This window comes from Niabella sp. ZPM-14 (assembly GCF_055693045.2).
Map to the genome: position 1 here is coordinate 24,846 of NZ_CM181148.1, position 26,450 is coordinate 51,295.

The following is a 26,450-nucleotide window of genomic DNA, read 5'->3' on the forward strand; positions in this document are numbered from 1 at the left end:
TATTATTTAGTAGGGTAGGGTAATTTTCATCAGGGTGAAATAGGTGGGGTAAGGGTAACCCCTTATACATAAGGGGTTTTTCACCCTACCTTACCAGGGTAATATTTACCCTGAAATACCCTAAGCTACCCTACCCCGATATTTAGCGTCTTCTCCTTTGAAAATCCATTCATTTGCCAGGCCCACTTTCAGGTAATCCTTAGCCGTCCGGTCGCTCGTGGCCTGCGATGCTGCCATCACTTTACGTACCGCGTCATTGTAGCCATAAGCACCTGGTGCGGGTAAGGCTTCTTTTAAGATAGCTTCAATTTTAGCCAGCTTTCCGGCTTGGGCTTTTCCTTCCTTCGGTCCATCGATCTCAACGTGATACCCTTTGTCCAGCGAGTAAGTGAAATGTATGGGCTGCAGCTCCCCAGCCTTTCGAGTGAATGAGCTTTTAGCGACACTTATACCATTTTCCTTAGTAATATTCACTATGCCGTAGCACTTACGCTGTATTTCACTTCCTAAGTGACCCCGCTCTTTGTTGGTTCCTGGGTTTTGGTGAATGACCAGTATAACTGGGCATTGATGCTTTATGGCCAAATGGATAAAGTATTCCCGAATTGCAGTCGCTTGCTCTGTGTTATTAACGTCTTTGATATAGTCGGCTGCTCCATCAATGAAAATGCTATGAATACCGCCAAACTCGCTGGCCGCTGCTGCACAAATACTATCAGTGACCTTTTCGTATTCCGACATAGAGAGCTGCCTGATATTGTACGACAACAGGTTCCTTGGTGTGGTACTTAGCGCTGCGCGTTTACAGATGGTCCTGATATTATATTGCTGATCTGCCTCGGCTTGTTCAGTATCCATAACTATAACCGCCTTACCGTCGTTCTCGGCGACCTCTATGCCCGAGAATAAGTCTGCAAAACCACCAGGGGCAATCGCTCCAGCAATCAGCATGGTGCAGAAAGCCGTCTTCCCCGCTTTTGCTTGTGCGCTTATCGCTGTAATGTTTGCGGGCGCTGCAATTCCACTCCCTCCCCAAAAAAACACGGGCAATGTGTTTGGATATTCTTTTTCCAACGTCACCCTTAAATGTTCATAATCATTTAAGGAAGCCGCTCTGGGTGTCTGTGTATCTGCATCACCCTCGAAGGCTCGGACGTCAAACGCTGGTATTTTTTTAACCGCTTCCATTATTTGCCGCCCTCCAGATCGGTAAAGAGTTTTGTCTGTGGGTCATGCGGCTTCAAGTCCGGATTCGTCGATAAATATTGCGCAGGAAAACCTGTAACAGCACAAATTCCTTTTCGAACCTCCCATAATAACCCTGCTTCTTCTGCCCACCTTTTATAGCGACAGGCATTCGGCCTGTAGATGTTCAGGGCCAGCGCGACCATGGTGGCTGTAGCAGTGTTTTCTAGAAGATAATCGTGAAATTGCCTGTATTCATTACTCCAGTTGTCATATCTTTGCGGTACAGCGCCGTCAAACGCATTTCCCGCTTTTTGATTCGTAGTCATAAGCGGGATTTTTATTTCGGGTTAGATAATGCTTTTTTAACTTCGTGCCAATTGTAACGGAAGACACCGCCAACGTTTAAGTATGGTATTTTGTTTTGCTTACGCAAACGGATTAGGGTGGGCTCACTAATATCTAGTCGTTTCATTATCTCCCTACCATTTATCGGTGGCTCATCTGGATCTATGCCTCCGTTTAGCCTGGTTAATATCTGCGACAGAAGTCGAGCGTTATTGATTCCTTGTTCCTGTAAGTTTGACAATGTTTGTTCTAAGTTTTCAAACATTTTTTACATTTTAAAAGTTTGTTTTTGCGCAAAAACTTTAAATTGTTTACTGTTCAAAAATATAACTGAATTTGGCTGAAATGCAATATAGTAAAGGATTTGAGTCGACTTCCGGTGGTCGACAATGGACGACAACAGGCACTAAAAAAGCCGTCAGTATAGACTTTGACGGCTTGGGTGGAATAGTCGACAGATATCGCTATTTTCTCTTCAGTTTTCTAAATATGCTCTTTATCAACTCAGGTTCGGACGTATTCCTTAGCTGATTATCGTCTAGTATTGCTTTTGTTTTGAATATCTTTTTTGCTTGTGATACGTTTTTCTTTCCGTACAACCTTTTCATTAGATACAGTAATTCACCATTTGTGCCACCCCAAGCTAAAGGGTTTAAATTTTCGGGGCTATTATACCGTAGCTGTTTAAAGGCGTGTTGAGCTTTATTTTTTGGTATCAATTTATTCTCTTCCAATAAAGATGTTATGCGTTGTAATTGTTCTATGGGTATCAATAAGTCCGGGCTATCACATTTTGCATTATCGTAAACTACCTCAGGTTCTGGATTGCTTTCAATTTGGTCTAGTTTTAGAGCCTCTATTTCGTCAATTAACCATTTCCTTTGCTCTTCTATCCACTTTTTAATTAATACCGTGTAAGGATTATCCCTTTTTGCTTCCAGCACCCTAGCTCTGTGTTTTTGTAATTCGAGCTTTAACCTGGTGATTTGCGCTATATCCTGGTTCTCGACAATACAATCTAATATCTTCTGATTGAATAGTAGTTTAGCCAAGTCTGCTAACATTACCTCGAAGTCACCTAAAGAAAGGGGCTCTGGAATTGTAACACCCAGTAGCTGATCATAATACTGATTTTTATAAAATGCGATATCACCAGCGGGACCGAAAGATCTGAATGGTTCGAAATCCAAGCAGCTGAAAAAGTCCTCCAGCATTTTTATATTTTCACCGGTCCTAATAAAATTTATAGAAAACCTCATGTATGCCTCATGTACGTCAGACTGAAACACTCTACTTGGAATTAATTTTGACTTGTTTAGTTGGTAGGTTGCCTTTTCAAATATATCTGCAATATTTTCATAGCCGAAGTAGCCGAACAAGCTTGTTCTCTTATTATCGCGCTTTATTCTATCAAAAAAAATGAACGACTGTAAATCATGTATACCGTATTTTCCGTACTCCTTTGTCATTTAGATGGCTTTTAGTTTTAATTGTTCATTTTGACTCCATACGCTCATTGCTTTTTCCTTCTGTTTTTTACTAATGCTGAAATATCGCTTAAACGATGCGAACTTCTTATGGTTAGATAGGCTCATTACATCTTGCATTCCTACACCTTTTTCAAGAGAAAGGGTAATAAATACCCTGCGACCCATGTGCATGGTCATTAGCTCGAATTTGGGATACAGTTCATTAATAATATTCGATCCCACTTTTTTAGTGATCTCCACTTTGGCTAAAATGCCCGCCAATTCCCCTACCAGCTTGATATAGTCATTCGCTTTTTGATTCGAGATAGGGGGAAGGGGAGTTGCCGCACCCTCATAGATTGAAAGGATATGCCTACTAATTGCATTTAGTGGGACCTCTATTTTTGATACCTTGCCGCCTTTAACCTGTTTTTTTACAATCCATTCATCTTGGATGTGTTCCCACTTCAGGTCCATCATATCACTATACCTAAACCCTGTAACCGAACTAAAAATAAACAGGTTCTTTACTTTATCCAGCGTTTTGTAGGATATCATCTTAGTAATCGGCTTGCCGTTCTCCATTTTGGTTAATGGGACAGTCATCGAGTAGTCGGATAAATCTAGATTCAGTAAAGCATTAAACTCGTCTTGCTCCAGTACTATTACATCCGGTTCACTATCGGTGCGGCTCAGTATTTTAGGATTATAATCTCTGAAGGCTTGATTTACTAGTAGGCTCTTGTCCTCTGCAATGGCTGTTCTGAGCATCTTCTTCAGGTTACTAAAATGTTTTGATGTCGTGCTGTTATTAAAGTTGTTTTTGATGTAGTGCTTAAGTAGGTCGTCCAGCTTGATCCGGTCCAGGTTTCCGAATGTTAGTTGCTCTTTATTACCTTGCTCGAACTTCTTAAGCTGATTGTTTAAGGCGGTGAACGTCTGCAGGGTGTCTTCATTCACTATACTTTTACTGCGCTTAACATAGCTATCTATGAAATCTGATATAAAAACCTTCGGCTGGGATGCTATTACTTGGGGTTTTTCGCTAATGCGTTCCTTGTATTTTACAATGACCTCTCCAATCGTAAAAGATTTACCCTCAAACAACAGGTTTCTTTCAATCGCCCGCAATTCATTCTCTATGGTGCCTAAGTCATGGTTTAAACGGTCTACGTCCTTTTGTAAAGGAAGTAGACTATAATCTACGTTCGGGCATACTTTTTTAGCTTCTGTTTTATTGATGTAAAACGCCCGTCCATCTTTCCAATTTTCTGGCCTGACTTTCTTGTTGGTAAGAAATGCTTTCCGATCCTTTTTACCCTGCAATTCGTAAACAACCTTGATAGGAGCCAAGCCCTTTTTATCAATCCTGGCTTTGTGTAGTTGGAAGCGAATAAAAGTTCTTGTCATTGGGTCTTCTTTCTGTAAAGGTAAAATGTTGCGCCCAATGTTGCGCCTGAATGCGTATGTTTTTTTTAGTGTTTTTTTGATTCGTTTTGCAATGCATCTAATTCACTGGATTGTGTGCGTTTTGCTTATTAAGGTTACATAATATAGTATTATGGGGTTCTGTTCCCGCCCTCACCGCCAAATTGGAAACAAAATTTACAAAGAGTCCGGAGGCATTTTTCTCCGGACTCTTTTGTTTTTGCGAGGTTACGTTCTGAGAAAACCGGCGTAGAAGTAGCCGGAGCTTTAGCCAGGAGCCTTCCCTGTTTTTTCCCGTTTCAGCAACGGAAATTCCTGATATCGAAACACCAGACTGCAGCGCATTTTTAACTTTGCTGTGTTTATAAAAGTCCGCACCCATGAGCAATGTAGAAATATTTGAAAAGGAAAGAGCCTCCAATTACAATGAGTTTGTAAGCACCTGGATTCCAGGGTATCAGTTTTACCTGGATGCTTTGCCCGCTGTGCTTAGCCGTGCAACACTAAAAGACTTACTCGTAGCAGGTTGCGGTACGGGAAACGAAATCGTAAAGTTCGTCGATGCCGCAGCGCCGTGGCAAATAACCGGTGTAGATCCCTCTCCTGAAATGATGCAACAGGCCCGTGCGCTACTGGCCGGGTATGAGCAGGTAAAGCTCCTGCAAGGTACGGTGGCTGATCTTGATGTTAACAGTAAGTATGGAGCTGCTACGTTATCGTTGGTGCTTCACTTTCTCGAAGATGATGGAACAAAGCTCAAATTGCTTCGGGAAATATCAGACAGGCTGGTCGCAGGCGCGCCTTTCGCGTTGTTGGACATCGCCGGCAATGCTGTGCATGTTCAACAAAACCTGCAGGTGCTCCGTCTGTTATTACCGGAAGGTTTGGATGAAAGCCAAATAGAAAAACGCCTCAAAAGAATAGCAACCGAGTTGTTCGCTATTACTGAAGAGCGGTTGTCTGAGCTACTCTACGAAGCGGGTTTCGAGCAACCATTTCGTTTCTTTCAGAGCTCCGTATACCAGGGCTGGCTGGCTATAAAAAGCTAATAAAAAACTTTAGGAAAGTTTTCGTTGTGTGCCGGGCAGAAATCATCATCTAATTGATGAACTTTGAGGGGCGCTGTGTTACCTATTACAGGTGAGGACGTTTATTGAAAAGCCCTGACATTAAGCAGCGCTACCTTCTTAAACGCGATTACATCATGATGCACCAGGGAAACCCGATTATCAGACATACTTATACAGCAGACCCGACTGTACTTGTACATCAAGACACCGTCTTTCTGTACACCGGACACGATGAACCACCCATCGGCGTGGATGATTATGTCATGAAAAAATGGTTTTGCTTTTCATCCCGGAATATGATTGACTGGACAGATCATCCTTCGCCGTTAAAAGCAACCGATTTTCGCTGGGCCAGCGGCGATGCATTTGCTTCTAAAGTCATCGAACATGAGGGAAAGTTTTACTGGTTTGTATCGGTTAGTCATGCGGACCAATCTGGCAAGGCGATAGGACTTGCCGTCGCCGATACGCCGTTAGGACCGTTCCGCGATGCAATAGGACAGGCACTCATCACGCATGAGATGCTCCCGGCCACAAACAATGAAAAGGCTAATCTTGACCCGTCTGTGTTAGTGGATGATGACGGTAGCGCTTATATCTTTTGGGGAAACGGACAATGCTTTTTTGCGAAATTCGCGCCCGACCTTATGCGCCTGGAAAGTAACATTATAAAGCTGGATCTGCCGGGCTTCTCCGAAGGAGCGCATATCCATAAGCGGAGCGGGATCTATTATCTTTCCTACGGTTACGGTCATCCGGAAAAAGTAGCCTATGCGACCAGTTCTCATATCAGAGGGCAGTGGGAATTCAGGGGCGTTATCAATGAAGTCCCTGAAAACTGCGAAACAAACAGGCCTGCCATTATTGACTTCCGTAGTAAAAGTTACTTCTTTTATCACAATGGAGCATTGCCCACAGGTGGTAGTCACAGGCGATCAGTTTGTGTGGACTACTTATATTATAATGATGATAACAGGATACAGCCGATCCTGATGACGAAGGAGGGTGTGATGCCTGTTACGACTTAGTTTCGGTAATATATTACTGATGAGGGCGTTTGAGGATCAATATCTACAAAAAATTCAATAATTCGGAAATATATTTCCTAAAAGTTATATTTTTATCTTTTTTACTTATTTTTGTGGAAATCAGAAATAAATTACGGATGACGTTTTTAGAAGTAGGGGCCTTGATCAGACAGAGAAGAGAAGTCCTTAATCTTAAACAGGAGGATCTTTCTGAGATGACAGGCATTACAGCAAAGACCATTTACCTGGTGGAAAATGGGAAAGGTAATCCCTCGCTTCGTACGCTCAATAAGTTGTTCGAGGTTCTTGGCCTTGAAATATCAGTAAGCATAAAGCAGACTGATTGGTTACCTTTAACGGATAACGTTCGTGGCTGATGCTATAAAGACCATGAGAGGACTTGTATATAATAACGCAATTTTGGCTGGCACCATCGAGAAGAAGGATGATGATTTTATTTTTCGCTATGATGAAGAATACTTTGCAAGACCTGACCTTCCGCCCATTAGTCTAACCTTGCCTAAGTCGCAGCAGGAATATCACTCAACGACACTTTTCCCTTTTTTTTATGGTCTGCTTTCGGAAGGAATCAACAAGGACATTCAATGCCGGCTATATAAATTGGATGAGAATGATGATTTTTCCAGGCTTTTGCTATCTGCCCAAAGTGATACTATAGGAGCGATAACTGTAAAACCAGAAAATAATGAATTGTTTGGGTTGTTATAAAGAGGTAAGAACAGGTTACTGTCCGGAGTGCCGGAAAAAGTTATTTGATAAAGTGAAGATAGCGGAAACATTATCATTTGAGGCTCCAAAATCGGATAACCTGGCTTTGTTCCAGGAACATTCTAAGCGTTTATCCATCTCAGGAGTTCAGCTTAAATATTCTGTCAGGTTGGAAGATAAGAAGCTTATACTTTCTGATACGGAGGGCATGTATATTTTAAAGCCTATTCCACCGGCAAAACAGTACAGGTTTATCGATGATGCCCCGGAAAACGAGCACGTAACAATGCAGATAGCGGCCCAGGTTTTCGATATCCAAACAGCGGCTAACGCGTTGATTTATTTCAGCGATCACCAACCGGCCTATCTTACAAGAAGGTTTGATGTCAGGCCCGGCGGAAAAAAGATTTTGCAGGAAGACTTTGCCCAATTAACCAAAAGAACTAAAAGTACACACGGTGAGACTTTTAAGTACGAGGGCACCTATGAAGAGATAGGATTACTGATCAAACATTTTGTTGCAGCCGCCCTTCCTGCGCTGGAAAAATTTTTCCAGCTTATCGTCTTCAATTATATATTCTCCAATGGTGATGCCCATTTAAAGAACTTTTCACTCATGCGCATGGATAGTGGTGAATATCAATTGACACCAGCGTATGACTTGATGTCAACGGTGATACATACCCCGATGGAAGCAGATACTGCACTTCCGCTGTATGAAGGCGATTTGCGGTCTCCGTACTACTCAAAGTTTGGTCATTATGGCCGTGAAAATTTTATGGAGCTTGCACGTCGGCTTGGCATTATTGAAAAGCGAGCGCTGAGAACTATTGAGAAATTCAGTTTAGAGTCCAACGCTGCTGCAGCCCTCGTGGAGAAGTCGCATTTATCTCCCGAAGTCAGGAAGCTATACCTGGCCAATATGAGAGACAAGCTTAAAAGAATGGTGTAATGATGATGCCAAATCGTCCCTACAACTGCGAGTAAGGAAGGCGGGCAAGAAATACTCTTTTAATATTATTAATATTATTGGCGTACTTAGGGTCAGCAGACATGCGTTTCCAATCTGCATTGCCTCCAAATTTTTTCCAGTTAGCCTCGCGCTCTTCCATCGAATCGAAAGCGAGCATATAAGTTAAAGCAGGAAGATGCGTACCTGCTATATGTTGGCCGAAGAACACGGAATGTAAGCCCGTTTCCTCAAATACTTTCAACTCTTCATCATTAAACATGCTGATCTTATTTAGAGAAGCCGCTTCCACATGACTTTCATAAGTCCGAAGCTCAAACAGCTGTTGCGATGCTTTAGGTTTAATCAATGTCGGATGGCCGCTGAAGGCCAATAATAGCGTAGATGAGATGCGGGAGGCCGGCACCTTCTCTTGGGGAAGCAGGTCATATTCTTTACTGAGTCGTTTAAACGCGGTATCAGTGGTGAGGCGCTCCCGGGTTTTTCCGAATTCTTCAATGGAGGCGTAAGGAATCAAGAGGTACAACTTAGCCGGATCTTCATTCGATGTCTCCTTGAAAGCGCCGATATTGCGGATGCCGTATCCATTCAACGTCGGAAATAATGCATTCTTAAAATAGTTTTCCAACACGCCTCTGGCGCCGCCGAATTTAAGGTCATATACTCTAAGCTCATAAACTTGTTTAGAAGTTTGGGCGAAAACCAGGAAAGAGGCCAATACAAAGAGGGCGACAAGCGATACGCGTTTTACCAACATGGTTCAATCAATTTAATAAACAGGAGGTAAATATAAAGCTTACTTTCCGGATTTGAAATACCATTGGGTGTTGCGTGCATAAATTGTTTTCGCCTTAATCAGCATTCTTTTTGATCTTACCGAAATAAAAAAAGCCGCTTAAAGCGGCTTACGATTCACCATTACATTATTTAGACGGCTTTCAGATTGATCTCTGTTTTTGCCAGTTTCGTTAAATCGGTATCACATTTCTTCTCTTCTTTTAATGTCTGTAACAATAAATTAAGAGCCGGTTTGTGACCCAAAAGTTTAGCATACGTAGCGAGCGTGCCGTAAGTGGCGATCTCGTAATGTTCTATTTTTTGAGCAGCGGCAATGATCGCTGCGTCACGAACGGGACCTGGTTTTGTTTCTTTCAGGATGCCATCGCCTTCTTTGATCAGGCCGTCCATGGCGTCGCATTTCTGCGCCTTCGCTTTCTTACCTATCGATTGAAATACTTCTTCAAGGCGTGTTACCTGAGCCTGTGTTTCTTCCAAATGCCCGCCAATAGCCGTTTTCAGATGAGATGAGGTCGCGTTCTTTTGCATCTTGGGCAATGCTTTTGCTAATGCTTTTTCAGCCCAATAAATATCCTTTAAACCGTCTTCGAAAAATTCCTGCAATTCATCTGCAGCATCTTTTTGGGGAGCCACTTTTGTTGCTTTAGCCATAATTACAATTTTATGAGTTAGATAAATATCTTACTCATAAGAAAAAACTATACCAGTATCAGGTATCAATCGATCTGCACCCTTGCGCATCAACAAGATCATCCGCTTAAAGACCATATATGAAAGACAGCTTACCGGAGATCACCAACTGCAGCGGAGATGCCGCCGGTGACAGTATTTGTTCTTCCGGAGCAAAGCCAAAGGCCCGCCAGTACTGCATTTGAACGGAGGCGGTACGATGTTAAATGTAATCCTTGATACGCAGTTGGCGCAGGTCATCAGAAGCGGGGGATTCAAATACTTCCAGATGGAAAAATTTAATGGCTGCCAATAAGTGATCAAAGAGATCTGCCATTGTATTTTCAAAGTAGCCCCACTCGGTGCCGTTGGTGAACATGTATAGCTCCAGCGGTAGACCGGTAGGAGTAGGGTCGAGCTGGCGCACCATTAAGGTCATCTCTTTGTGAATCTCCGGGTTGCGCCTGGCATAGGCCAGGATATAAGACCGGAACATGCCGACATTGGTCATCCTCCGGCCGTTGACAGGAACGGTTTGATCTACCTCGTATTTTTCGTTGTAACTATTGATCTCTGCTTCACGGTTCTTTATGTGTTCTTTCAACAGCTCGATCTTTTTCAGATCTTCAATTTCTTCCGCAGTGAGATAGCGGATCGAAGAGATCTTAATGTGAATGGCCCTTTTGATCCTTCGTCCGCCGCTTTCCTGCATACCGCGATAATTCTTGAAAGCGTCGCTCAGCAAGGTATAGGTGGGGATGGTAACAATGGTCTTATCAAAGTTGCGCACCTTCACATTGTTCAGGTTGATTTGCATCACATCGCCGTCCACACCGTACTTGGGCATTTCCACCCAGTCGCCGACCCGGATAGAGTCGTTGGCAGATACCTGGATGCTGGCCACGAATCCGAGGATCGTGTCTTTAAAAATCAGCATCAGTATCGCTGACGCCGCTCCGAGCGAAACCAGGAAAGACCAGGGCGAACTGCCGGTGAGCGCTGAAACAATTAAGGTACCGGTCATGAACAGCAGGAAGATCTGTATCACCTGCAGGTAGCTGTCCAGTGGTTTGTCCGCAAACGCCTTGCTGCCCGACATCAGGTCGCGAGCCGTTTTCAAAATGCTATTGATCAGTAAATAAGTGCAGATGATAATGACCATGCCGAGAAATTTTTCCAGGCCGGCTGTAAACTTTGGAAAACCTACAAAAACATAAGGAAGCAAATGGTAGGTAAAGATGACGAGGAACAGGCGGGAGGCGTTGTCCAGCACTTTGTTATCGATCAGCTTATCATCCCATGTCCAGCGGGTCCGGGCAATAAACCGGATCAACAGTTCCTTGGCTACTTTTCTGACAATATAATCAACGATCAGCAATAGCAACAACGCGGCTAATAATAGGCTGGCCGTTGTGAGCACATGTGTAAATTGATTGGATACGTGTAATTGATTCCAGGTATTGAAAGTCCAGTCGTAGATCTTACTGCTGTTCAGTGCAGCTATACTTTTTTCTATGTTGTTAATATCGGCAAAGGTCATATTAACAGGCAAACGTACCCATTTTACGACGGGCGGGCAAACTTTGAGATGAGAAATTGCAGGTCGTTGCAGCCTAATAGTCGAACGTCCTTTTGGAATGGAAACGGCCTATTAACCACGGGCCTCATCAGAAGGCTTGCTATTACCGGGATCGGTATGCAGGTAAATGTCCTGCGCAGGGAATGGTATGATGATATTATTTGCTTTGAAAACATCTTCGATTGCCATCAGTACATCACTTTTGATCTGTGACCATTGGCGGATATCCTTTGCCCAAAAGAAGGCCTGGAAATCGATTGAGCTGCTGCCGAGTTCCTTCAGCAACACAACAGGAGCGGGGAAGTGGGCGACCCTTTTATCTTTCTGAATGATTTCCAGGATCAACGGTTGAACTTTTTGCAGCTCCGTGCCGTAGGCCACACTGATGCTGATATCCACCCGGCGCGTGTCATCATTTAGTGTCCAGTTCACCAGGTGTTCATTCAACAGATCGCCGTTGGGAATAACAATTTCTGCACCATCGAAAGTCGTCATGATGCTGCTCCGGAAGCCGATGGATTTCATAATGCCACTTTTGCCGCCTATCTCCACGATGTCGCCCACATTTACGGGCTTCTCAAAAGAAAGGATCAATCCGCTCACCAGGTTGTTGATCAGCGTCTGTAATCCAAAGCCGATACCCACGCTCAAAGCGCCGACAATAATGGTGATCCTGTCCAATGGAATTCCGGCGGCCGCAAAGGCCAGGAAAATACCGGTGCTGATAATCGCGATGCGAACCAGGAGCAGCCAGCTTCCGATGCCCTTGATCCGGTTGCCTTCCGAATCATGTTTGTCCGCAGCAAAGAAGGACACGACCTTGGATACCATCGTCGCGATGATCAGCGTGGCAAAAAACGTCAGGATATTTGCGATCGTGAAAGAGTAAGCGCCCACCGTCCGCGCGGTCACGAGGAAGTTGACAACAGGATCAGTGATCCGGTTGAACGCATAGAAATTTCTTCCCAGCAATACCAGCCATCCCGCGATAAACACCGACTTGAAGATCAGGGGAATGGTTGTACCTACGCGGTTAAAGTTCACATAGAACAAACTTCTTTCAGGCGTTTTGTACAGCTCGTTCGCATACACCAGTCCTTCATTAATGAGCCGGATGGTCCAGGCAAACAACATCCCGGTGATGATATTGAAGAAGCCGGTTGTTAACAGCATTTTGGAGAGATTATACCGGCCATACACATTCGCCAGCGCAGCTCCCAGTTCCAGAAGCACCGCCAAACCAATAAAGTACATGATCCATTTTTCCCTGAGCTCCTTTGTCCTGGCGGTTATAAAAATGATGAGCATGGCCAGGAAACCGCTCAAGGCAACAGCGAGCATGATCCATCGCTCTGTCCTGGAAGCCTGTAGCACCAGGTTGATCGCGGAAGCAATGGTAAAGAAACCAAAGATGGTCAACCAGGCTGCCATCCAGTACTTTGTAATAAAGCCTCGGAATATAATGGTCAGACAGACGCCGCAGGAAAACCAAAGTATCAGGTTAAATATAAAAGGAGGGTCTATAAAAAGGAACTGGAAGATGCTGATCACGATAAGCATTGCCGACAACATGGGATGTCGGAATATCAGCTGTCCCATCATATCGCTGACCAGCCTGCCGCCTTCCTTCAACCTCTTTTTCAGCGACCGGATGAATACGTAGGAGGTTAAGATCAGTGCCAGTAAAACAAAGATCTTTCCGGTATTATTGCCCGCATAGAAAAGCAAGGCCAATCTGCCCTTCAACGCAGAAACTTTTAGGATCTCGCTGAACGACCTGTTGACGAGCACTGAATCGCCGAGGTTGGAAAAATCTCTTTGAAAGGTGGTGGCCGAAAGCTCTTTCTGATAGTTCTCTATATTATCCAGGGTGGTGGACAACTGGTTCAGCATGATGCTTGCCTGTTGCTGCGTGGCCTGCACATTGATGATCGCTTTTTTCACGATGCTGTCGGCCGGGATGATGGCTCGTGCGGCAACCAGCAATTCAGAAAAGTATTGAACGGCCCCTACTGAATCGTCAGGCGCTAAAAACAGGGAACTGTCGGTGGCAAACGAATCGATCTTGTTCCTGTAGCTCAATAGCTGCCGTGTGTACGCGTCCAGCTTGACCTTGCGTGCGTTCAGCCTTTGCTTCAATTCATTTACCAGGATCCGCGAAGTAGCCAGGTTGCGATAGGTCTGCGCGCTGCCCGGGTTAATAAAAATACCATCAATGCTGATCTGGTACCATTCATCTATTTGCCGAAGCTCCCGGGCCAGTCCCAGTGTATCCATTCCGTTTTTTACAAAATCCCTGGCGTTGAAGGTTTCGTTTTTAATGGCCTCCAGGATCTCTTTTCTTTTGGTCACCGCAAGGTCCTGCCTGAATTCCCTTGCGCTCTCACGAATCTCCATCTCCGCGAACCGGCGGGCTCTTTCCACGATGGAGTTGGAGTCAACTGCAGCGGGCGCTGTATGTTCTCTCGCGACTGAATCAACCAACTGCGCCTGAGATACGGAAACAATCAATAGCAACAGCGTGGTAAACAATGCTGTAACAAGCGTTTTTGTCGGGAGGTATAGAGGGGCTTTTTTCAAAAAACAGGAAGTAGTTTAATATGATAAATGTAACATCCAGACGGAGAAGTAACAAATTAAAATTGGCCAAATGTATCTGAAGACAGGTAAACCTGAAAGCCCCTGAAACAGCAGACCTGTCTGAATATTCGCGCGGGACTTATTATAGACAGCATGTTTTCAAATATTCTTGAACCGGTAAGGTGATATACGTTTTTCCTGAAAATTAAAAAGGTTTGCGTGGAACTGATTATGGAATGTTGTATTTTACATGCATCCTCAACCCTAAACCAATGAATCATGAAAAAAATGCTGCTGATCATTTGTACCCTGTTTGCTTCATGGGTCACCTGTTTTTCACAATCTGCTCAAAAACCTAAAACCGATCTGATCTTGAAAGTAAACGGTGATGAGCTTCAGGGCAAGGTAACGGAGATCAATGATGATGATATCAAATTTGCTTACGAGGGAGAAACACTCACCTATAAGATCAGTAAAAAGGACATCATTAAAATAGTGTATGCGAGCGGTCGCGTCGAGTTTTTTAATAAGCCTTCTTCCACAGGCAAAGACAATACGGCTGCAACGCCCGGTGGCAGCGGCTTGCAGGATCATCACAACAAGGTGGCTATCCTGCCGTTTGCTTATATCAAGAACAGCCAGTCTGCCAGCGATGAAATGAGCATGAAAGCCCAGAGCGACACCTACCTATTGCTGAGCAAACACGCAGGTGGCTTAACCATCCTCGATCCACGCACAACCAATGCGCTGCTGGCGAAAGCGGGCATCGGCCGGGCCAACATATCCGGCTATACGATGGAAGAGATCTGCAATGTTCTTGGGGTAGAGTTTGTCGTTGACGGAACGATCACCCAAAACCTTACTTCCAACACGAGCAGCTCTACTTACAGCAGCACCAGCAATAATGACAAAGATGACAAGAAGCGCAACGCTTACGAATATGGCAATACGGTCAACAGGAGTAACTACGAGACGACTGTGTCTTTGAATATTTACACCGACAAAAACACTGCGCTCTTTACAGAACAGCGCAAAGCGCTCCTGGCACAGGGTGAGGGATCTTACGACAGTCCTTTGCAATATCTGCTGAAGCGCTGCCCGTTATACAAAAAGTAAGTATGCTTGTGTCGCCGGGTGCATCCTGTTTTCGTTTAGCCTTTATCGCTAAACGGACAGCGATTTATTCGCAAAGCAGATCAAGCGGAAAAAAATGGTATTCTTCCTTGTAGCCCTGTCAACATAGTTGCTGAGGTTTATGAATATGTGAATGGTCGCTGGTACCCGGCGTGTCTTATCGCATTGTGCAATCGATTGTCCACGTATTGTGTAATTTTTCTGCTACATTTACGGATCCTGTTGCGTGTTCGGACCATGAGATATCCGTCTGCAACATAATGCATTACCAGACTATATTATTTTATATATGAAAACGATCGTTGCCAGGCTATTACTGTTGTTGTTAGCACCCTTATTCTTAACGCTGCATGTGCAGGCACAACGCGGTGATTTAGAGATTTTTTTCAAGCGACCGGCGAAAGATTTTACAGAGTCGCTACCTATCGGAAACGGGCGGGTAGGGGCCATGATGTTTGGCGGCCTGATGACGGACCGAATTGCATTGAACGAAATTTCATTATGGTCTGGCGGACCGCAGAACGGCGATAAAGACAGTGCTTACAAATACCTGAAACCTATTCAGCATTATCTATTGCAGGGGAAAAATAAAGAAGCTCAGGAGCTGTTGATGCAACATTTTGTAGCCAATGGGCCGGGGTCTGGACGGGGCCAAGGTGCCACTGAAAAATTCGGATGTTATCAGACGGCAGGCGACCTGATCATTCATTGGAAGAATGGATCTGATGAGGTAACAGGTTATCAACGCAAACTGGATATTGAACGGGCGGTTGCGCAAACCCAATACCAGCGCGACGGTAGTCAAATTTCACAGGAAGCGTTTGCTGATTTTAAAAATGATGTGATCTGGATTAAGATGGTCAGTGCTGAACCTGGTAAACTGAATTTTGATTGTTTCCTCGACCGGAAAGAGAACGTAGCCTCCAATGAGGCCAAAGGATCCGGGATGCTTTTAAGCGGCCGTCTGCCATCCGGAAAGGATGAAGGCATGAAATATGCAGTAGGCGCGCAGGTTATAAAATGCGATGGCAAAGTCACTGCCTCCGGTAAAACTGTTACGGTGAGTAACGCGAGTTCCTGCCTGATAGCTGTCGCTATGAGAACAAATTATAACTATGCTGCCGGAGGCTTGTTAACTACCGATGTGACCAAAGCTGTAAAGGCTGATCTAAAACGATGTCTGGCTATTGATTATAATGTGGCAAAGGAAAGATCAACAGAGGTATATCAATCTTATTTTAATCGCTGCCGCTTTAAAATGCCTGACCGAAGCGGATCTTCCGTTGATCAGCTTACCACACAGCAGCGGTTGGTCAAGTTTGCAGAAGGTGAGACCGATGTTCAATTGCCTGTTTTGTATTTCAATTTTGGAAGGTACCTGCTGATCTGTTCCTCAAGGCCGGGTCTGCTACCCGCCAACCTGCAGGGTTTGTGGGCGGTTGAATACCAGACGCCCTGGAACTCGGATTATCACATGAACATTAATGTGCAGATGAACTATTGGCTGGCAGAACCCACCAATCTTTCTGCACTTGCCGAGCCTTTGTTTCGATTTACCAACCACCTCGTGGAGAATGGCCGGAAAACCGCCTGGAAATATTACCGGGCGAAAGGATGGGTGGCGCATGTGATCTCTAATCCCTGGTTCTTTACCTCGCCGGGCGAGGGAGCGGGCTGGGGCTCAACGCTTACCGGCGGTGCCTGGATGGCCACGCACTTGTGGGAACATTACAATTTTACCAACGATAAAGATTTTCTCGAAACCTATTACCCGGTTATCAAAGAAGCTGCAATTTTCCTGGAATCCATCCTGATCAAAGAACCCGAACACGGCTGGCTGGTAACGGCGCCTTCCAACTCTCCCGAGAACGCGTATATCATGCCTAACGGTTTTCGGGGTAATACCTGTATGGGGCCCACGATGGACATGCAGATCTGCAGGAATATTTTTGAAGCCACAGTCAAGGCTGCAGGCATCCTTCAAAAAGACGCAGCACTGGCAAAAAGATTGAAAACGGTCATGAGCCAGCTGGCACCCACCCAGATCAGCCCGACCAATGGCGGCATACAGGAATGGCTGCACGATTGGAAACCGGGGGAACCGAAGCACAGGCATGTCTCTCATTTGTACGGCCTGCATCCCTATGACGAAATCAATCCCTGGGAAACGCCGGATCTGCTGAAGGCAGCCATTAAAACCTTGGAAATGCGCGGCGATGATGGAACGGGCTGGTCTAAAGCATGGAAAGTGAATTTCTGGGCGCGGATCGGCGATGGAGATCATGCCTTTAAAATGTTGAAGGGACTGTTAGCGCCTGTTTCTAACGACGGCGCCACTCGATACAGCACGGGCGGCGGCGCTTATGCCAACTTATTTGATGCGCATCCTCCTTTCCAGATCGACGGGAATTTTGGCGGTGTAGCAGGGATGACAGAAATGCTGTTGCAAAGCCATGGAAAAGACCAGGCGATCCGGTTTTTACCAGCGTTGCCTAAAGATCAGTCATGGGAGACAGGAGAGGCGAGTGGGTTAAAGGCGCGCGGAAATTTTGAAGTCAGTATGAAATGGAGCGGACACGCGCTCAGCAATGCCACGGTGAAATCATTATCGGGTGGCTTGTGTGCTGTTCAAATTCCCGCGGGAAAAGCGGTGTATGATCGCAATGGTAAAAAGCTGCAGGTCGAAAAAGACAAGTCAACAGGTATTGTAAGAATCAATCTGAAGAAGGACCAGGAAATTCAGATCCGGTAGGGATAGCCTGAAGCTCTGATCGCGCACCAATCATTGTGCGTGCTCTATAATATCTTCCATATACACAGCATGATGGCTCTCGTCGAAAATGCATTTGCCATCTTTGATCAGCAACGCCTGTGGAGACTCGTGCCTGATGCCATAATGTTCCGCTACAGCATTCGAAACTGATCGGTAAGCAATAAGATCGAGGTAATAAAAGTCAATGTTATCAGGCAGTTCGCCTTTGTAGAGGCGATTTTTGATCACTGAACTTACCGGGCAACGGGTGCTGTGTTTAAAGATCAGTTGTGGTTTTTCAAAAGACTTTTTGTCAATGTCTGCTAACTGCGCTTCATTATCTAATGTATTCCAATTCATATTTTTCTTTTTTGAAAAAGATGCCACGAACGTTCTACCTCGGGTATCGGTATATCTGATACACCCATAAGGCCGGAATGTTCGTGGCTGAAATTAATTGTTGTTCAGAAGGCTTTATAAAGGCGGGTTCTGAAAAGTTGAGTTACTTTCCGAATGGTCACCTCTTTATGAACCTTCCTGGTAAAGAACTAAATCCTGCTCAGGATCTCTTCACCGATGGCTTCTGTTCCAAGGATCTTGTCTTTCGGAGTAGAAGCGTCGGCTATGTCTCCTGTTCTGAATCCGGCTTTTAAGACTGCGTCTACCGCGTTGATAACGGCATTGCTTTCTTCTTTCAGCCCAAAGGAAATATCAAGCAATAATGCTGCCGAAAGCACAGAAGCCATGGGGTTAGCTACGCCTTTGCCTGTGATGTCGTGAGCAGAACCGTGAATAGGCTCATATACGCCCGTTCCGTCTCCGATAGACGCTGAAGCCAGCATACCCATGGAACCTGCAATCTGCGAAGCTTCGTCGGTGAGGATATCGCCAAACAGGTTAGCGGTAACTACCACGTCGAATCTTTTGGGGTCTTTAATGAGCAGCATCGCTACGGCATCTACGAACTGATGTTCTACCTGTACTTCAGGGTAATCTTTAGCAACCAGCTGCACTACTTCGCGCCACAGACGGCTGGTCTCGAGAACATTCGCTTTATCTACACTGCAAATTTTTTTGTTACGGGTCATCGCTGCCTCAAAAGCTTTCCGCGCAATGCGCTCTACTTCGTAGCGACTGTATTCTGCATTATCATAGGCTGTGTCGCCATCGTTCTTACGACCTTTGGCGCCGAAATAAATATCACCGGTCAGTTCGCGGAAGAACAGGATATCAGCACCCTTCAGGATCTCGGGTTTGATGCTGGATGCTTCCAGCAGCTCGTCAAATAATTTGATAGGGCGCAGGTTGGCATACAATCCCAGTTCCTTGCGCATTTTCAGTAGACCTTGTTCGGGTCTCACTTTGGCAGACGGATCGTTGTCATATTTAGGATGCCCCACTGCTCCAAACAGCACCGCGTCTGATTCTTTCATCTTCTGCAGGCTTTCCTCGGGAAGCGCCTCGCCGGTTGCTTCAATAGCTACGTGCCCGATCAGGGCTTCGTCATAGGAGAACTCATGTCCAAACTTTTCGGCGATCTTATCTAATACTTTTTTACCTACTGCCGTTACTTCCTGCCCGATACCATCTCCGGGAACGATCAAGATATTTTTTTTCATTCGTATGTTTTTTATTTTTTTATCAGGGTTGCGTTGTACGAGCAGTCATCGCTTCGTACGTTTATGCTATCGCTTCCGGGCGATATTGTAATAAGTTGATTCGTTGATGTTGACCTGTTCACCAAAAAAGAGCCGCTCAAAACGAAAGACCTGTCGATGCTATGGCATTTCCAGCGGTCTTCTAATCAAATTTCATTGCTCACTTACTCTTTGCTTTTTCCAGCAGCGCGATCGATATCAGATAACCGGTCAACAGGCTTTCGGTGATCAATTCGCCGCCGTCTTCCAGCATTCCAAAAACGACATTATATTTCCAGTTATACTGAACAATCGCTAAACGGTGTGCCTGGTCGATCACAACTGCGCAAAACAGGAACATCGCGAGCAGGATCAACAGTGTGCGCGAATGTTTCCGGAACGTTATGTCGCCCGTTTTGTAGGCCTGCAGCGCGGGTGCTACAAATATAAAGCCCAGGAAGCCCGCAGCAAAAAGCTCCATGATCTTTCCGCCCCGCTGGCCGGTGGTCATACCAAATGTGTCATAAAAAAAGACACCCAATGCCTGATGAATCCTGAACACATCCTCGAGGAACAGGAAGAGGAAGACGAGTATCCAGGTCAGGTAACGCTTTTCTTTCCTGTACATAGCGATCAACGACAAAGCGATGATCATAATGATCCACTTGAAATTCTGAAAGTCTTCGGCGTAGCTATCATTGGTTTCAATGTCGTAACGCTCCGCGTCCGGGAACGGATGATAAAAGTTGATCACATCAAAAACCACAAGCATAATGTCTAATGCAAGCAGAATGAGAAGCGGTATGAAATATTTTAGATTTTTAGAAATTTTCAAGGCCTGTCGATTTTGAACAAATATATGTATCAGGCCTTTAAAGGCGCGGAGATAATTCTTTCCCAGTTGCTAAAGACATACCGATGTATACTTTTTAACCCGAAATACATGGGAATACAAAGAAATGGGTTGGCATAAGATTTTAAGCGAAAACGTGTCGTCCTCTTGATGATCGATCGGCCGTCGCTCAACGTTTCCAGTTCAAAGCTTTCCTTAATACTGCGCACACACGGACCGAAATAGATATCGGTCTCTTCCAGTTCGAAACTGAGCTTCCTTTCCGGGACCCATTCAGAAATCCTTTGTCTGATCACACCTTTGTCGGAAATGCATTCCCTTCGCCCGCCCACTCCTCCGGTAGTGTCTGCCAGTCTGCATTCCACAGGCTTGGGCAGGCCAAACATGGCTTTGCAAGGTGTTGTATCATCCATTTTGGACCCAAACAGTAATGGCCACAACTCAGCGTTGGAAGCATTGAATGTATGGGACGTAGATAACAGCATCTTGCATTAAGGCATTTATACCAGGTTCAACATTTTTTGAGTAGCTTTTATAGCAGCAACCGTCTGGTCACTGTCGAGACCGGTAGTCGTAAATTCGCGGCCGTTGAGCTCCCAGGTGATGATGGTTTCGCACAGCGCATCTGTTTTTCCGCCGGGTGGAATGCGCACAACGTAATCGCGCAACTTGGCCAGCGGTAATTTTTTCTTCGCATAAATTTTGCGCAAGGCATTCATGAACGCGTCGTATTGACCGTCGCCGGATGCATGTTCTTCTACGACTCCGTTTTCAAATTTCACCCGCACGGTTGTAGAAGGCTGCATGTTTTTGGAGTGGGTCAATACATAATCTTCCACAACCACTTTCTCACCGATGGTATGGCTGTCCAGTACATCAGAGATGATATAAGGCAGATCATCTTGTGTGACCGTTTCTTTTTTATCACCCAATTCGATGATGCGTTGCGTTACGATCTTCAGGTCTTCATCCGACAACTGAATGCCCAGCTGTGCCAGGTTGTTTTCGATATTGGCTTTTCCCGAAGTCTTGCCCAGCGCGTATTTGCGCTTGCGACCGAAACGTTCCGGCATCAGTTCGTTGTGATAAAGATTTTTCTTTTTATCACCGTCTGCATGGATACCCGCTGTCTGTGTAAACACGTTTTCACCGACAATGGGCTTATTGGCCGAAATTCTGAAACCGGAAAAGGCTTCCACCAGCCGGCTCACTTTGTATAATGCTTTTTCATTGACCGATATGGTGACGTCTTTCTGAAAGTCGTTCAATACCGCTACAACGCTTTCGAGCGGCGTATTCCCCGCGCGCTCGCCCATCCCGTTGATGGTAAGATGCAAACCTTTCACGCCCGCCTTCACTGCTTCCAGTGCGTTGGCGACACTCAGGTCATAATCGTTATGTCCATGAAAGTCAAAATGTAATTGCGGATATCTTTCAACAATTTCGCTGAGGTATTTTGAAGTTTCTGAAGGAATCAAAACTCCCAATGTATCAGGAAGTAAAATTCTTTTAACCGGCTGGGTCGCCAGGAAATCGATGTATTGAAATACATAGTCTTTCGAATGGCGCATGCCATTGCTCCAATCCTCCAGGTAAACGTTGCAGACAATCTCTTTTTTTTCAGCCAGCTTCAGCACGGCCGCGATCTCGCTGAAATGCTGTTCCGGCGTCTTTTTCAGTTGATGCGTTAAGTGATTTAACGAACCTTTAGTTAAGAGGTTCATCACTTTGGCGCCCGCCTTTTGCATCCACTTGATCGAAGTGTCGCCGTCAACAAAGGTCAACACTTCCACGCGGTCAATCAGGTTATTGGCTGTCGCCCAGTCGGTGATTTTTTTCACTGCCTGAAACTCACCTTCCGACACGCGGGCGGAGGCAATTTCGATCCGGTCAACCTTTACCTCGGTCAACAGCAACTGTGCAATTGTTAGTTTTTCCTGCGCGGAAAAAGACACGCCACTGGTTTGCTCGCCATCGCGCAATGTCGTATCCATGATCTCAACCTTGCCGTCGAAAGGACCTTGCTGAGTCGTCTTAATTTTAGAAGTCATTTTGTCTTTCTAAATGTAACTGTACTCCCAACTCCTAAAAAGAATACTTTAAGTTCTTTAGTGTAGCACGAAAGTCTTCACGAGTTGGGGTATTAAGGTTTTAATACATACTCTTCTCTGCATACGCCTGGATATCTTCCTTCATAGCCTGCAGGTAATCAATATCATCAAAGCCGTTCATCATATTGTGCTTCTTGTAGCCATTGATGTCGAAGCTTTCTGATTCGCCTGTAGCCAAGATGGTCACTTTTTGCTCCGGCAGGTTTACTTCCAGCTCTGTGTTAGGGTCTGCTTCTATCGCTTTGAAGATCTTATCAACAAATGTCTCACTCACGGTTACCGGAAGGATGCCGATATTTAACGAGTTTCCCTTGAAGATATCTGCAAAAAAGCTCGAGATCACGCAACGGAAGCCGTAGTCATAGATCGCCCAGGCCGCATGTTCACGGCTGCTGCCACTACCGAAATTTTTACCGGCTACCAGGATCTTACCTGAGTAAATCGGGTTGTTCAATACAAAGTCCTGCTTTGGCGTGTCATCATTATTGTAGCGCCAGTCGCGAAACAGGTTGTCGCCAAAGCCCTTACGCTCTGTGGCTTTCAGGAAACGCGCAGGAATGATCTGGTCGGTATCCACGTTTTCGATCGGTAAAGGAACAGCGGTGGAAGTTAATATGGTAAATTTATCGTAAGCCATTTTCTATTTCTGATTTTGAATTTCTGATTTGAGATTTTAAATAAATCGAATGATGACCGTTGACGGATGACAGACGTTCATACTACCAACTGTCAGCTAACAACCGTCAACTTTATTAAGCCATCAACTCGCGCGGATCTGTTACGACGCCGGTAACTGCCACGGCCGCAGCCACATAAGGGCTTGCTAGAAGCGTACGGGCGCCGGGGCCTTGTCTTCCTTCAAAATTCCTGTTGCTCGTGCTTACCGCATATTTTCCTGCAGGAATTTTATCATCGTTCATCGCCAGACAAGCGGAACAACCGGGTTGTCTTAATTCAAAACCAGCTTCGGTCAGGATATCTAAAATGCCTTCTTCTTTGATTTGCGCTTCCACGATATGAGAACCAGGAACCAGCCATGCGGTGATATTATCTGCTTTCTTTTTACCTTTTACGATAGAAGCAAATGCGCGGAAGTCTTCGATACGTCCGTTGGTACAGCTTCCCAGGAATACGTAATCTATTTTTTTGCCGATGATATTTTCATCTTCTTTGAAATCCATGTACGCCAGTGACTTTTTGTAAGACGCTTCTCCGTCTTTCACTTCAGTGGCTTTTGGAATTTTCCTGGTGATGCCGGTGCCCAGGCCCGGATTGGTACCGTAGGTGATCTGTGGCTCGATATCTGCACCGTTAAAGACTAATTCCTTATCAAACACAGCGTTTTCATCTGTCTTCAACGTTTTCCAGTAGGCCAGTGCTTTATCCCAGGCTTCGCCTTTAGGCGCTTTGTCTCTTCCCTTTACATAATTGAAAGTGGTTTCGTCAGGAGCGATCATACCGCCTCTGGCGCCCATCTCGATAGACATATTACATACGGTCATGCGGCCTTCCATGCTCATGTTTTCAAACACCTCGCCGGCATATTCGCAAAAATAACCGGTAGCACCGCTCGCCGTGATCTGCGCGATCATGTAAAGAGCAACATCCTTTGGTAACACACCCTTACCCAGTTGACCATTGATGGTAATGCGCATTTTCTTAGGCTTGGGTTGCATGATGCACTGAGAAGAAAGTACCATCTCCACTTCAGACGTTCCGATACCGAAGGCAATGCTTCCAAAAGCGCCGTGTGTGGACGTGTGGGAGTCACCGCAAACGATGGTCATGCCCGGCTGGGTGATACCGTTTTCCGGACCTACCACGTGTACAATGCCATTCTTGGGGCTTCCCAGCGCCCAGATCGAAATGCCGTATTTTTCTGCGTTGCTCGATAGCGCCGCCAGTTGTTTGGCAGACAGCGGATCCTGCACAGGCAGGTGTTGATTGATGGTAGGAGTGTTGTGATCGGCGGTAGCGAATGTGCGTTGTGGATACATAACACCAATTCCCCTGTTTTCAATTCCCAGGAAAGCCACCGGGCTCGTTACTTCGTGAATAAAATGGCGGTCAATAAATAAAACATCCGGACCGTCTTCAATTTTTCTCACCACGTGGGCGTCCCAGACTTTATCAAACAAAGTGGTTGGATTTGTACTCATCGTTAAAATGCTTATAGTTTAATAATATCAATGCAAACGTTGCTTTTTCGAAAGCACGTAAAGGTAGCAAGAATTTCAGGGATTACCACCGTTTGGCGGCTGGTTAGCACCCCTTTCCGGTGGCCGGCTGCATCTGTTGAGTGTTGTAATAATATTATTTGTTAATAATACAATTAATGTAATTTTCCCTTAGCTTGCCAGCTGTAATAAATATATATAATTATTTTATTATCAGCTATATAAGATAATGTATTTGCATTGAAAATAAGCGCTCGGGAGGGATTTATTATACAACAGGCCGTTTTTGGATAACGTAATTTTTTGGTGAATTTGTCAGAGACCCTTCAAGGCCTTTCCCATGACAAAGTCATTCATAAAGAAGCCGCCGCCGATGTCGATATCTTCTTCCCGGAGTACCTCGTAGCCGCGGGATCGGTAAAACTGTAGCGCTTTATTGTGGCGGTTAACATTAAGGGTAAGACGGGAGGCTCCATTTTCTTTGACAAAATCTTCCACGTGTTGGATCAGTACCTTGCCCAGTCCCTGTCCCTGAACAGCCGGGGAAAGATAAATTTTATGTAGATGCCAGTCCTGATCATTCCTTCCTTCCACACCGGCATAGCCCATATCTGACCCGTCCACACTAACGATAAAAAACTGGTAACGGTCTTTGGAAAAGTCTTTCAACAGGGCTTTATCGCTATAGAACAGCTCCATCATATAATCGATCTGCCCCGCGGGAAGGATGGCAGCATAGGTCGCCGGCCAGATGGAAAGCGCTAATTGCCGGATCGCGGGCAATTCTTCTGCCCCGATCTTTCTTATCTGGATAGGTCCAAGGTTCGTCATGCTGGAAAAGTGGGTTGTTTAGAGATCATTTAAAAGTATGCCCGAAAGATAATCCTATTCCCATGTTTCTGAAGCTTTCTCCGGAGTTCTTGCTGTTATTTTTTTGCATGGATATAATATTGCTACCTATTATGCCACCTGTATTTTCTTAATCGTTTAGGTTTCTTCACCTTTCAGTAAGATTTCCTCTTCACGATCATAGCTGTAGTTCCAGCCAAAATTGAGGAGCATTTCCGAAATATTGAGCAACCTCAACGCAGTGTCTGCTGTAATGCTCCTGTTGGCTTTCAGTATTTGAGATAAGCGTGTTTGCGGAATGTTCACATCCTTTGCGAGTTTGTATGCAGAAAGGTTTAAAGGTAACAGAGACTCTTCTAACAATATTTCTCCCGGATGTATGTTTTTTAATCGACATTTAGAAGTCGCATTAACCAACAAAAGTTTTTATCATTTCTCTTTGTAAAAGAATTCATTTTTGAAATGAAAAATGCCTGAATTTAAAAAACAGGAATGGAAAGTATAACAATTTATCCAAAGAACGAAAAGCAAAAGTTGCTACTAAAATCTCTACTGGAAGAAATGAAAGTGCGTTTTAAGGTAGCGGCAGCTGATGAAGATACGTTGTTGACCGAAAAGGAGTTTATTTCGAAAATTGATAAGTCAATAAAACAAGCCGCATCCGGTAGGACTAAAGAGATTTCGAAGGATAAACAAAAAGAACTATTGGGTTTGTGAGCTACTCCATTGAACTAACCGATGAGGCTATTTCAGATATTGAAAAGCACAAAAAATCGGGAGATAAAAAGGTCCTATAAAGAATTGATAAGCTTTTAAACGAACTGAGAACATCTCCGCTAACGGGAATGGGAAAGCCGGAAAGATTACGACATTATGAAATACCTACCTGGTCCCGACGAATTACTGACAAGCACAGATTGATTTACAGAATTGAAAATGAAATGGTCACCGTTTTGGTCTTATCGCTTTGGGGCATTATAAAGACAAATAAAACCGGCGATTTTTAAATAACATCTTACCTACATCCTTCAGCAAATAAAACAGCCCACGACCAAGGCCGCGGGCTGCATATCTTTAAAAGTTA

Annotated in this window: 27 protein-coding genes; 9 read left to right on the forward strand and 18 right to left on the reverse strand. The window is 44.9% G+C overall.

Translation table 11 applies throughout. The features are described 5' to 3' along the window. Window positions 1–120: 120 nt before the first annotated feature. From ACU37H_RS00165 to ACU37H_RS00185, 5 genes are all read right to left on the reverse strand, one after another. A complete protein-coding gene (locus tag ACU37H_RS00165; RefSeq protein WP_472706439.1) occupies window positions 121–1,188 on the reverse strand; it encodes an AAA family ATPase in 1,068 nt (355 codons plus the stop codon). Further along, window positions 1,188–1,514 carry a hypothetical protein gene (locus ACU37H_RS00170; RefSeq protein ID WP_472706440.1) on the reverse strand — a complete coding sequence of 109 codons (327 nt, stop codon included), beginning with the start codon at window positions 1,512–1,514 and terminating at the stop codon, window positions 1,188–1,190. Before ACU37H_RS00170 ends, ACU37H_RS00165 begins: the two co-directional genes overlap by 1 nt. 11 nt (window positions 1,515–1,525) lie before the next feature. Then, window positions 1,526–1,798 (reverse strand): helix-turn-helix domain-containing protein, encoded by a 273-nt coding sequence (locus ACU37H_RS00175; protein ID WP_472706441.1) that lies wholly within the window; start codon window positions 1,796–1,798, stop codon window positions 1,526–1,528. A gap of 199 nt (window positions 1,799–1,997) precedes the next feature. Next, window positions 1,998–3,002 carry a hypothetical protein gene (locus ACU37H_RS00180; RefSeq protein ID WP_472706442.1) on the reverse strand — a complete coding sequence of 335 codons (1,005 nt, stop codon included), beginning with the start codon at window positions 3,000–3,002 and terminating at the stop codon, window positions 1,998–2,000. Further along, the gene (locus ACU37H_RS00185; protein WP_472706443.1) at window positions 3,003–4,412 is read right to left on the reverse strand and encodes a phage integrase SAM-like domain-containing protein; all 1,410 of its coding nucleotides are present in this window, start codon (window positions 4,410–4,412) and stop codon (window positions 3,003–3,005) included. It lies immediately after the preceding gene. Window positions 4,413–4,810: 398 nt separating this feature from the next. Here ACU37H_RS00185 and ACU37H_RS00190 point away from each other — a divergent pair, with 398 nt between their 5' ends. The 5 genes from ACU37H_RS00190 to ACU37H_RS00210 all read left to right on the forward strand — a co-directional run bounded on the left by ACU37H_RS00190 (window position 4,811) and on the right by ACU37H_RS00210 (window position 8,209). Continuing rightward, window positions 4,811–5,479: a methyltransferase gene (locus ACU37H_RS00190; RefSeq protein ID WP_472706444.1), complete on the forward strand. Its 669-nt coding sequence runs from the start codon at window positions 4,811–4,813 to the stop codon at window positions 5,477–5,479. A 155-nt stretch (window positions 5,480–5,634) separates the two neighbouring features. Further along, window positions 5,635–6,528, forward strand: a complete 894-nt coding sequence (locus ACU37H_RS00195; RefSeq protein ID WP_472706446.1) for a glycoside hydrolase family 43 protein — start codon at window positions 5,635–5,637, stop codon at window positions 6,526–6,528. A 137-nt stretch (window positions 6,529–6,665) separates the two neighbouring features. Continuing rightward, the gene (locus tag ACU37H_RS00200) at window positions 6,666–6,905 is read left to right on the forward strand and encodes a helix-turn-helix domain-containing protein (protein ID WP_472706448.1); all 240 of its coding nucleotides are present in this window, start codon (window positions 6,666–6,668) and stop codon (window positions 6,903–6,905) included. Next, entirely contained in the window at window positions 6,898–7,257 is a 360-nt protein-coding gene (locus ACU37H_RS00205; RefSeq protein WP_472706449.1) for a HipA N-terminal domain-containing protein, read from the forward strand. The genes ACU37H_RS00200 and ACU37H_RS00205 overlap by 8 nt, the downstream gene beginning before the upstream one ends. Before the next feature lie 52 nt (window positions 7,258–7,309). Then, entirely contained in the window at window positions 7,310–8,209 is a 900-nt protein-coding gene (locus tag ACU37H_RS00210; protein WP_494407573.1) for a type II toxin-antitoxin system HipA family toxin, read from the forward strand. A gap of 19 nt (window positions 8,210–8,228) precedes the next feature. On the opposite strand, the gene ACU37H_RS00215 is transcribed toward ACU37H_RS00210, so the two are convergent. From ACU37H_RS00215 to ACU37H_RS00230, 4 genes are all read right to left on the reverse strand, one after another. Next, window positions 8,229–8,984: an NIPSNAP family protein gene (locus ACU37H_RS00215; protein ID WP_472706451.1), complete on the reverse strand. Its 756-nt coding sequence runs from the start codon at window positions 8,982–8,984 to the stop codon at window positions 8,229–8,231. Window positions 8,985–9,154: 170 nt separating this feature from the next. Beyond that, a complete protein-coding gene (locus ACU37H_RS00220) occupies window positions 9,155–9,676 on the reverse strand; it encodes a YciE/YciF ferroxidase family protein (RefSeq protein WP_472706453.1) in 522 nt (173 codons plus the stop codon). Between the two features lie 241 nt (window positions 9,677–9,917). Further along, window positions 9,918–11,246 carry a mechanosensitive ion channel family protein gene (locus tag ACU37H_RS00225; RefSeq protein ID WP_472706454.1) on the reverse strand — a complete coding sequence of 443 codons (1,329 nt, stop codon included), beginning with the start codon at window positions 11,244–11,246 and terminating at the stop codon, window positions 9,918–9,920. 99 nt (window positions 11,247–11,345) lie between these two features. Continuing rightward, window positions 11,346–13,853: a mechanosensitive ion channel family protein gene (locus tag ACU37H_RS00230; RefSeq protein WP_472706455.1), complete on the reverse strand. Its 2,508-nt coding sequence runs from the start codon at window positions 13,851–13,853 to the stop codon at window positions 11,346–11,348. 279 nt (window positions 13,854–14,132) lie between these two features. On the opposite strand from ACU37H_RS00230, the gene ACU37H_RS00235 reads away from it, so the two are divergent. Together ACU37H_RS00235 and ACU37H_RS00240 are read left to right on the forward strand one after the other, a co-directional pair. Then, window positions 14,133–14,969: a hypothetical protein gene (locus tag ACU37H_RS00235; protein WP_472706456.1), complete on the forward strand. Its 837-nt coding sequence runs from the start codon at window positions 14,133–14,135 to the stop codon at window positions 14,967–14,969. A gap of 307 nt (window positions 14,970–15,276) precedes the next feature. Next, window positions 15,277–17,739 carry a glycoside hydrolase family 95 protein gene (locus ACU37H_RS00240; RefSeq protein ID WP_472706458.1) on the forward strand — a complete coding sequence of 821 codons (2,463 nt, stop codon included), beginning with the start codon at window positions 15,277–15,279 and terminating at the stop codon, window positions 17,737–17,739. A 30-nt stretch (window positions 17,740–17,769) separates the two neighbouring features. Here the strand turns inward: ACU37H_RS00240 and ytxJ are convergent, their stop codons facing one another. From ytxJ to ACU37H_RS00285, 9 genes are all read right to left on the reverse strand, one after another. After that, on the reverse strand, window positions 17,770–18,099 hold the full coding sequence (gene ytxJ, locus ACU37H_RS00245; RefSeq protein WP_472706460.1) for a bacillithiol system redox-active protein YtxJ: 330 nt from the start codon (window positions 18,097–18,099) through the stop codon (window positions 17,770–17,772). A 188-nt stretch (window positions 18,100–18,287) separates the two neighbouring features. Beyond that, window positions 18,288–19,358 (reverse strand): 3-isopropylmalate dehydrogenase, encoded by a 1,071-nt coding sequence (gene leuB, locus ACU37H_RS00250; RefSeq protein WP_472706462.1) that lies wholly within the window; start codon window positions 19,356–19,358, stop codon window positions 18,288–18,290. 199 nt (window positions 19,359–19,557) lie between these two features. Further along, entirely contained in the window at window positions 19,558–20,211 is a 654-nt protein-coding gene (locus tag ACU37H_RS00255; RefSeq protein ID WP_472706464.1) for a DUF8692 domain-containing protein, read from the reverse strand. 29 nt (window positions 20,212–20,240) lie between these two features. After that, entirely contained in the window at window positions 20,241–20,714 is a 474-nt protein-coding gene (locus ACU37H_RS00260) for an SRPBCC family protein (protein WP_472706466.1), read from the reverse strand. 15 nt (window positions 20,715–20,729) lie between these two features. Continuing rightward, window positions 20,730–22,280 carry a hydroxymethylglutaryl-CoA lyase-like TIM-barrel protein gene (locus ACU37H_RS00265; protein WP_472706468.1) on the reverse strand — a complete coding sequence of 517 codons (1,551 nt, stop codon included), beginning with the start codon at window positions 22,278–22,280 and terminating at the stop codon, window positions 20,730–20,732. Between the two features lie 100 nt (window positions 22,281–22,380). Beyond that, a complete protein-coding gene (leuD, locus tag ACU37H_RS00270) occupies window positions 22,381–22,977 on the reverse strand; it encodes a 3-isopropylmalate dehydratase small subunit (RefSeq protein WP_472706470.1) in 597 nt (198 codons plus the stop codon). A 115-nt stretch (window positions 22,978–23,092) separates the two neighbouring features. Next, window positions 23,093–24,499 carry a 3-isopropylmalate dehydratase large subunit gene (leuC, locus tag ACU37H_RS00275; protein WP_472706472.1) on the reverse strand — a complete coding sequence of 469 codons (1,407 nt, stop codon included), beginning with the start codon at window positions 24,497–24,499 and terminating at the stop codon, window positions 23,093–23,095. Window positions 24,500–24,832: 333 nt separating this feature from the next. Beyond that, entirely contained in the window at window positions 24,833–25,348 is a 516-nt protein-coding gene (locus ACU37H_RS00280; protein ID WP_472706474.1) for a GNAT family N-acetyltransferase, read from the reverse strand. A gap of 156 nt (window positions 25,349–25,504) precedes the next feature. Then, the gene (locus ACU37H_RS00285; protein WP_472706476.1) at window positions 25,505–25,786 is read right to left on the reverse strand and encodes a HigA family addiction module antitoxin; all 282 of its coding nucleotides are present in this window, start codon (window positions 25,784–25,786) and stop codon (window positions 25,505–25,507) included. Between the two features lie 72 nt (window positions 25,787–25,858). Here ACU37H_RS00285 and ACU37H_RS00290 point away from each other — a divergent pair, with 72 nt between their 5' ends. Together ACU37H_RS00290 and ACU37H_RS00295 are read left to right on the forward strand one after the other, a co-directional pair. Continuing rightward, complete coding sequence (locus tag ACU37H_RS00290) at window positions 25,859–26,083, forward strand: DUF2683 family protein (RefSeq protein ID WP_472706478.1); 225 nt, start codon at window positions 25,859–25,861, stop codon at window positions 26,081–26,083. A 128-nt stretch (window positions 26,084–26,211) separates the two neighbouring features. After that, a complete protein-coding gene (locus tag ACU37H_RS00295) occupies window positions 26,212–26,373 on the forward strand; it encodes a type II toxin-antitoxin system YoeB family toxin (RefSeq protein ID WP_494407574.1) in 162 nt (53 codons plus the stop codon). Window positions 26,374–26,450 lie beyond the last annotated feature (77 nt).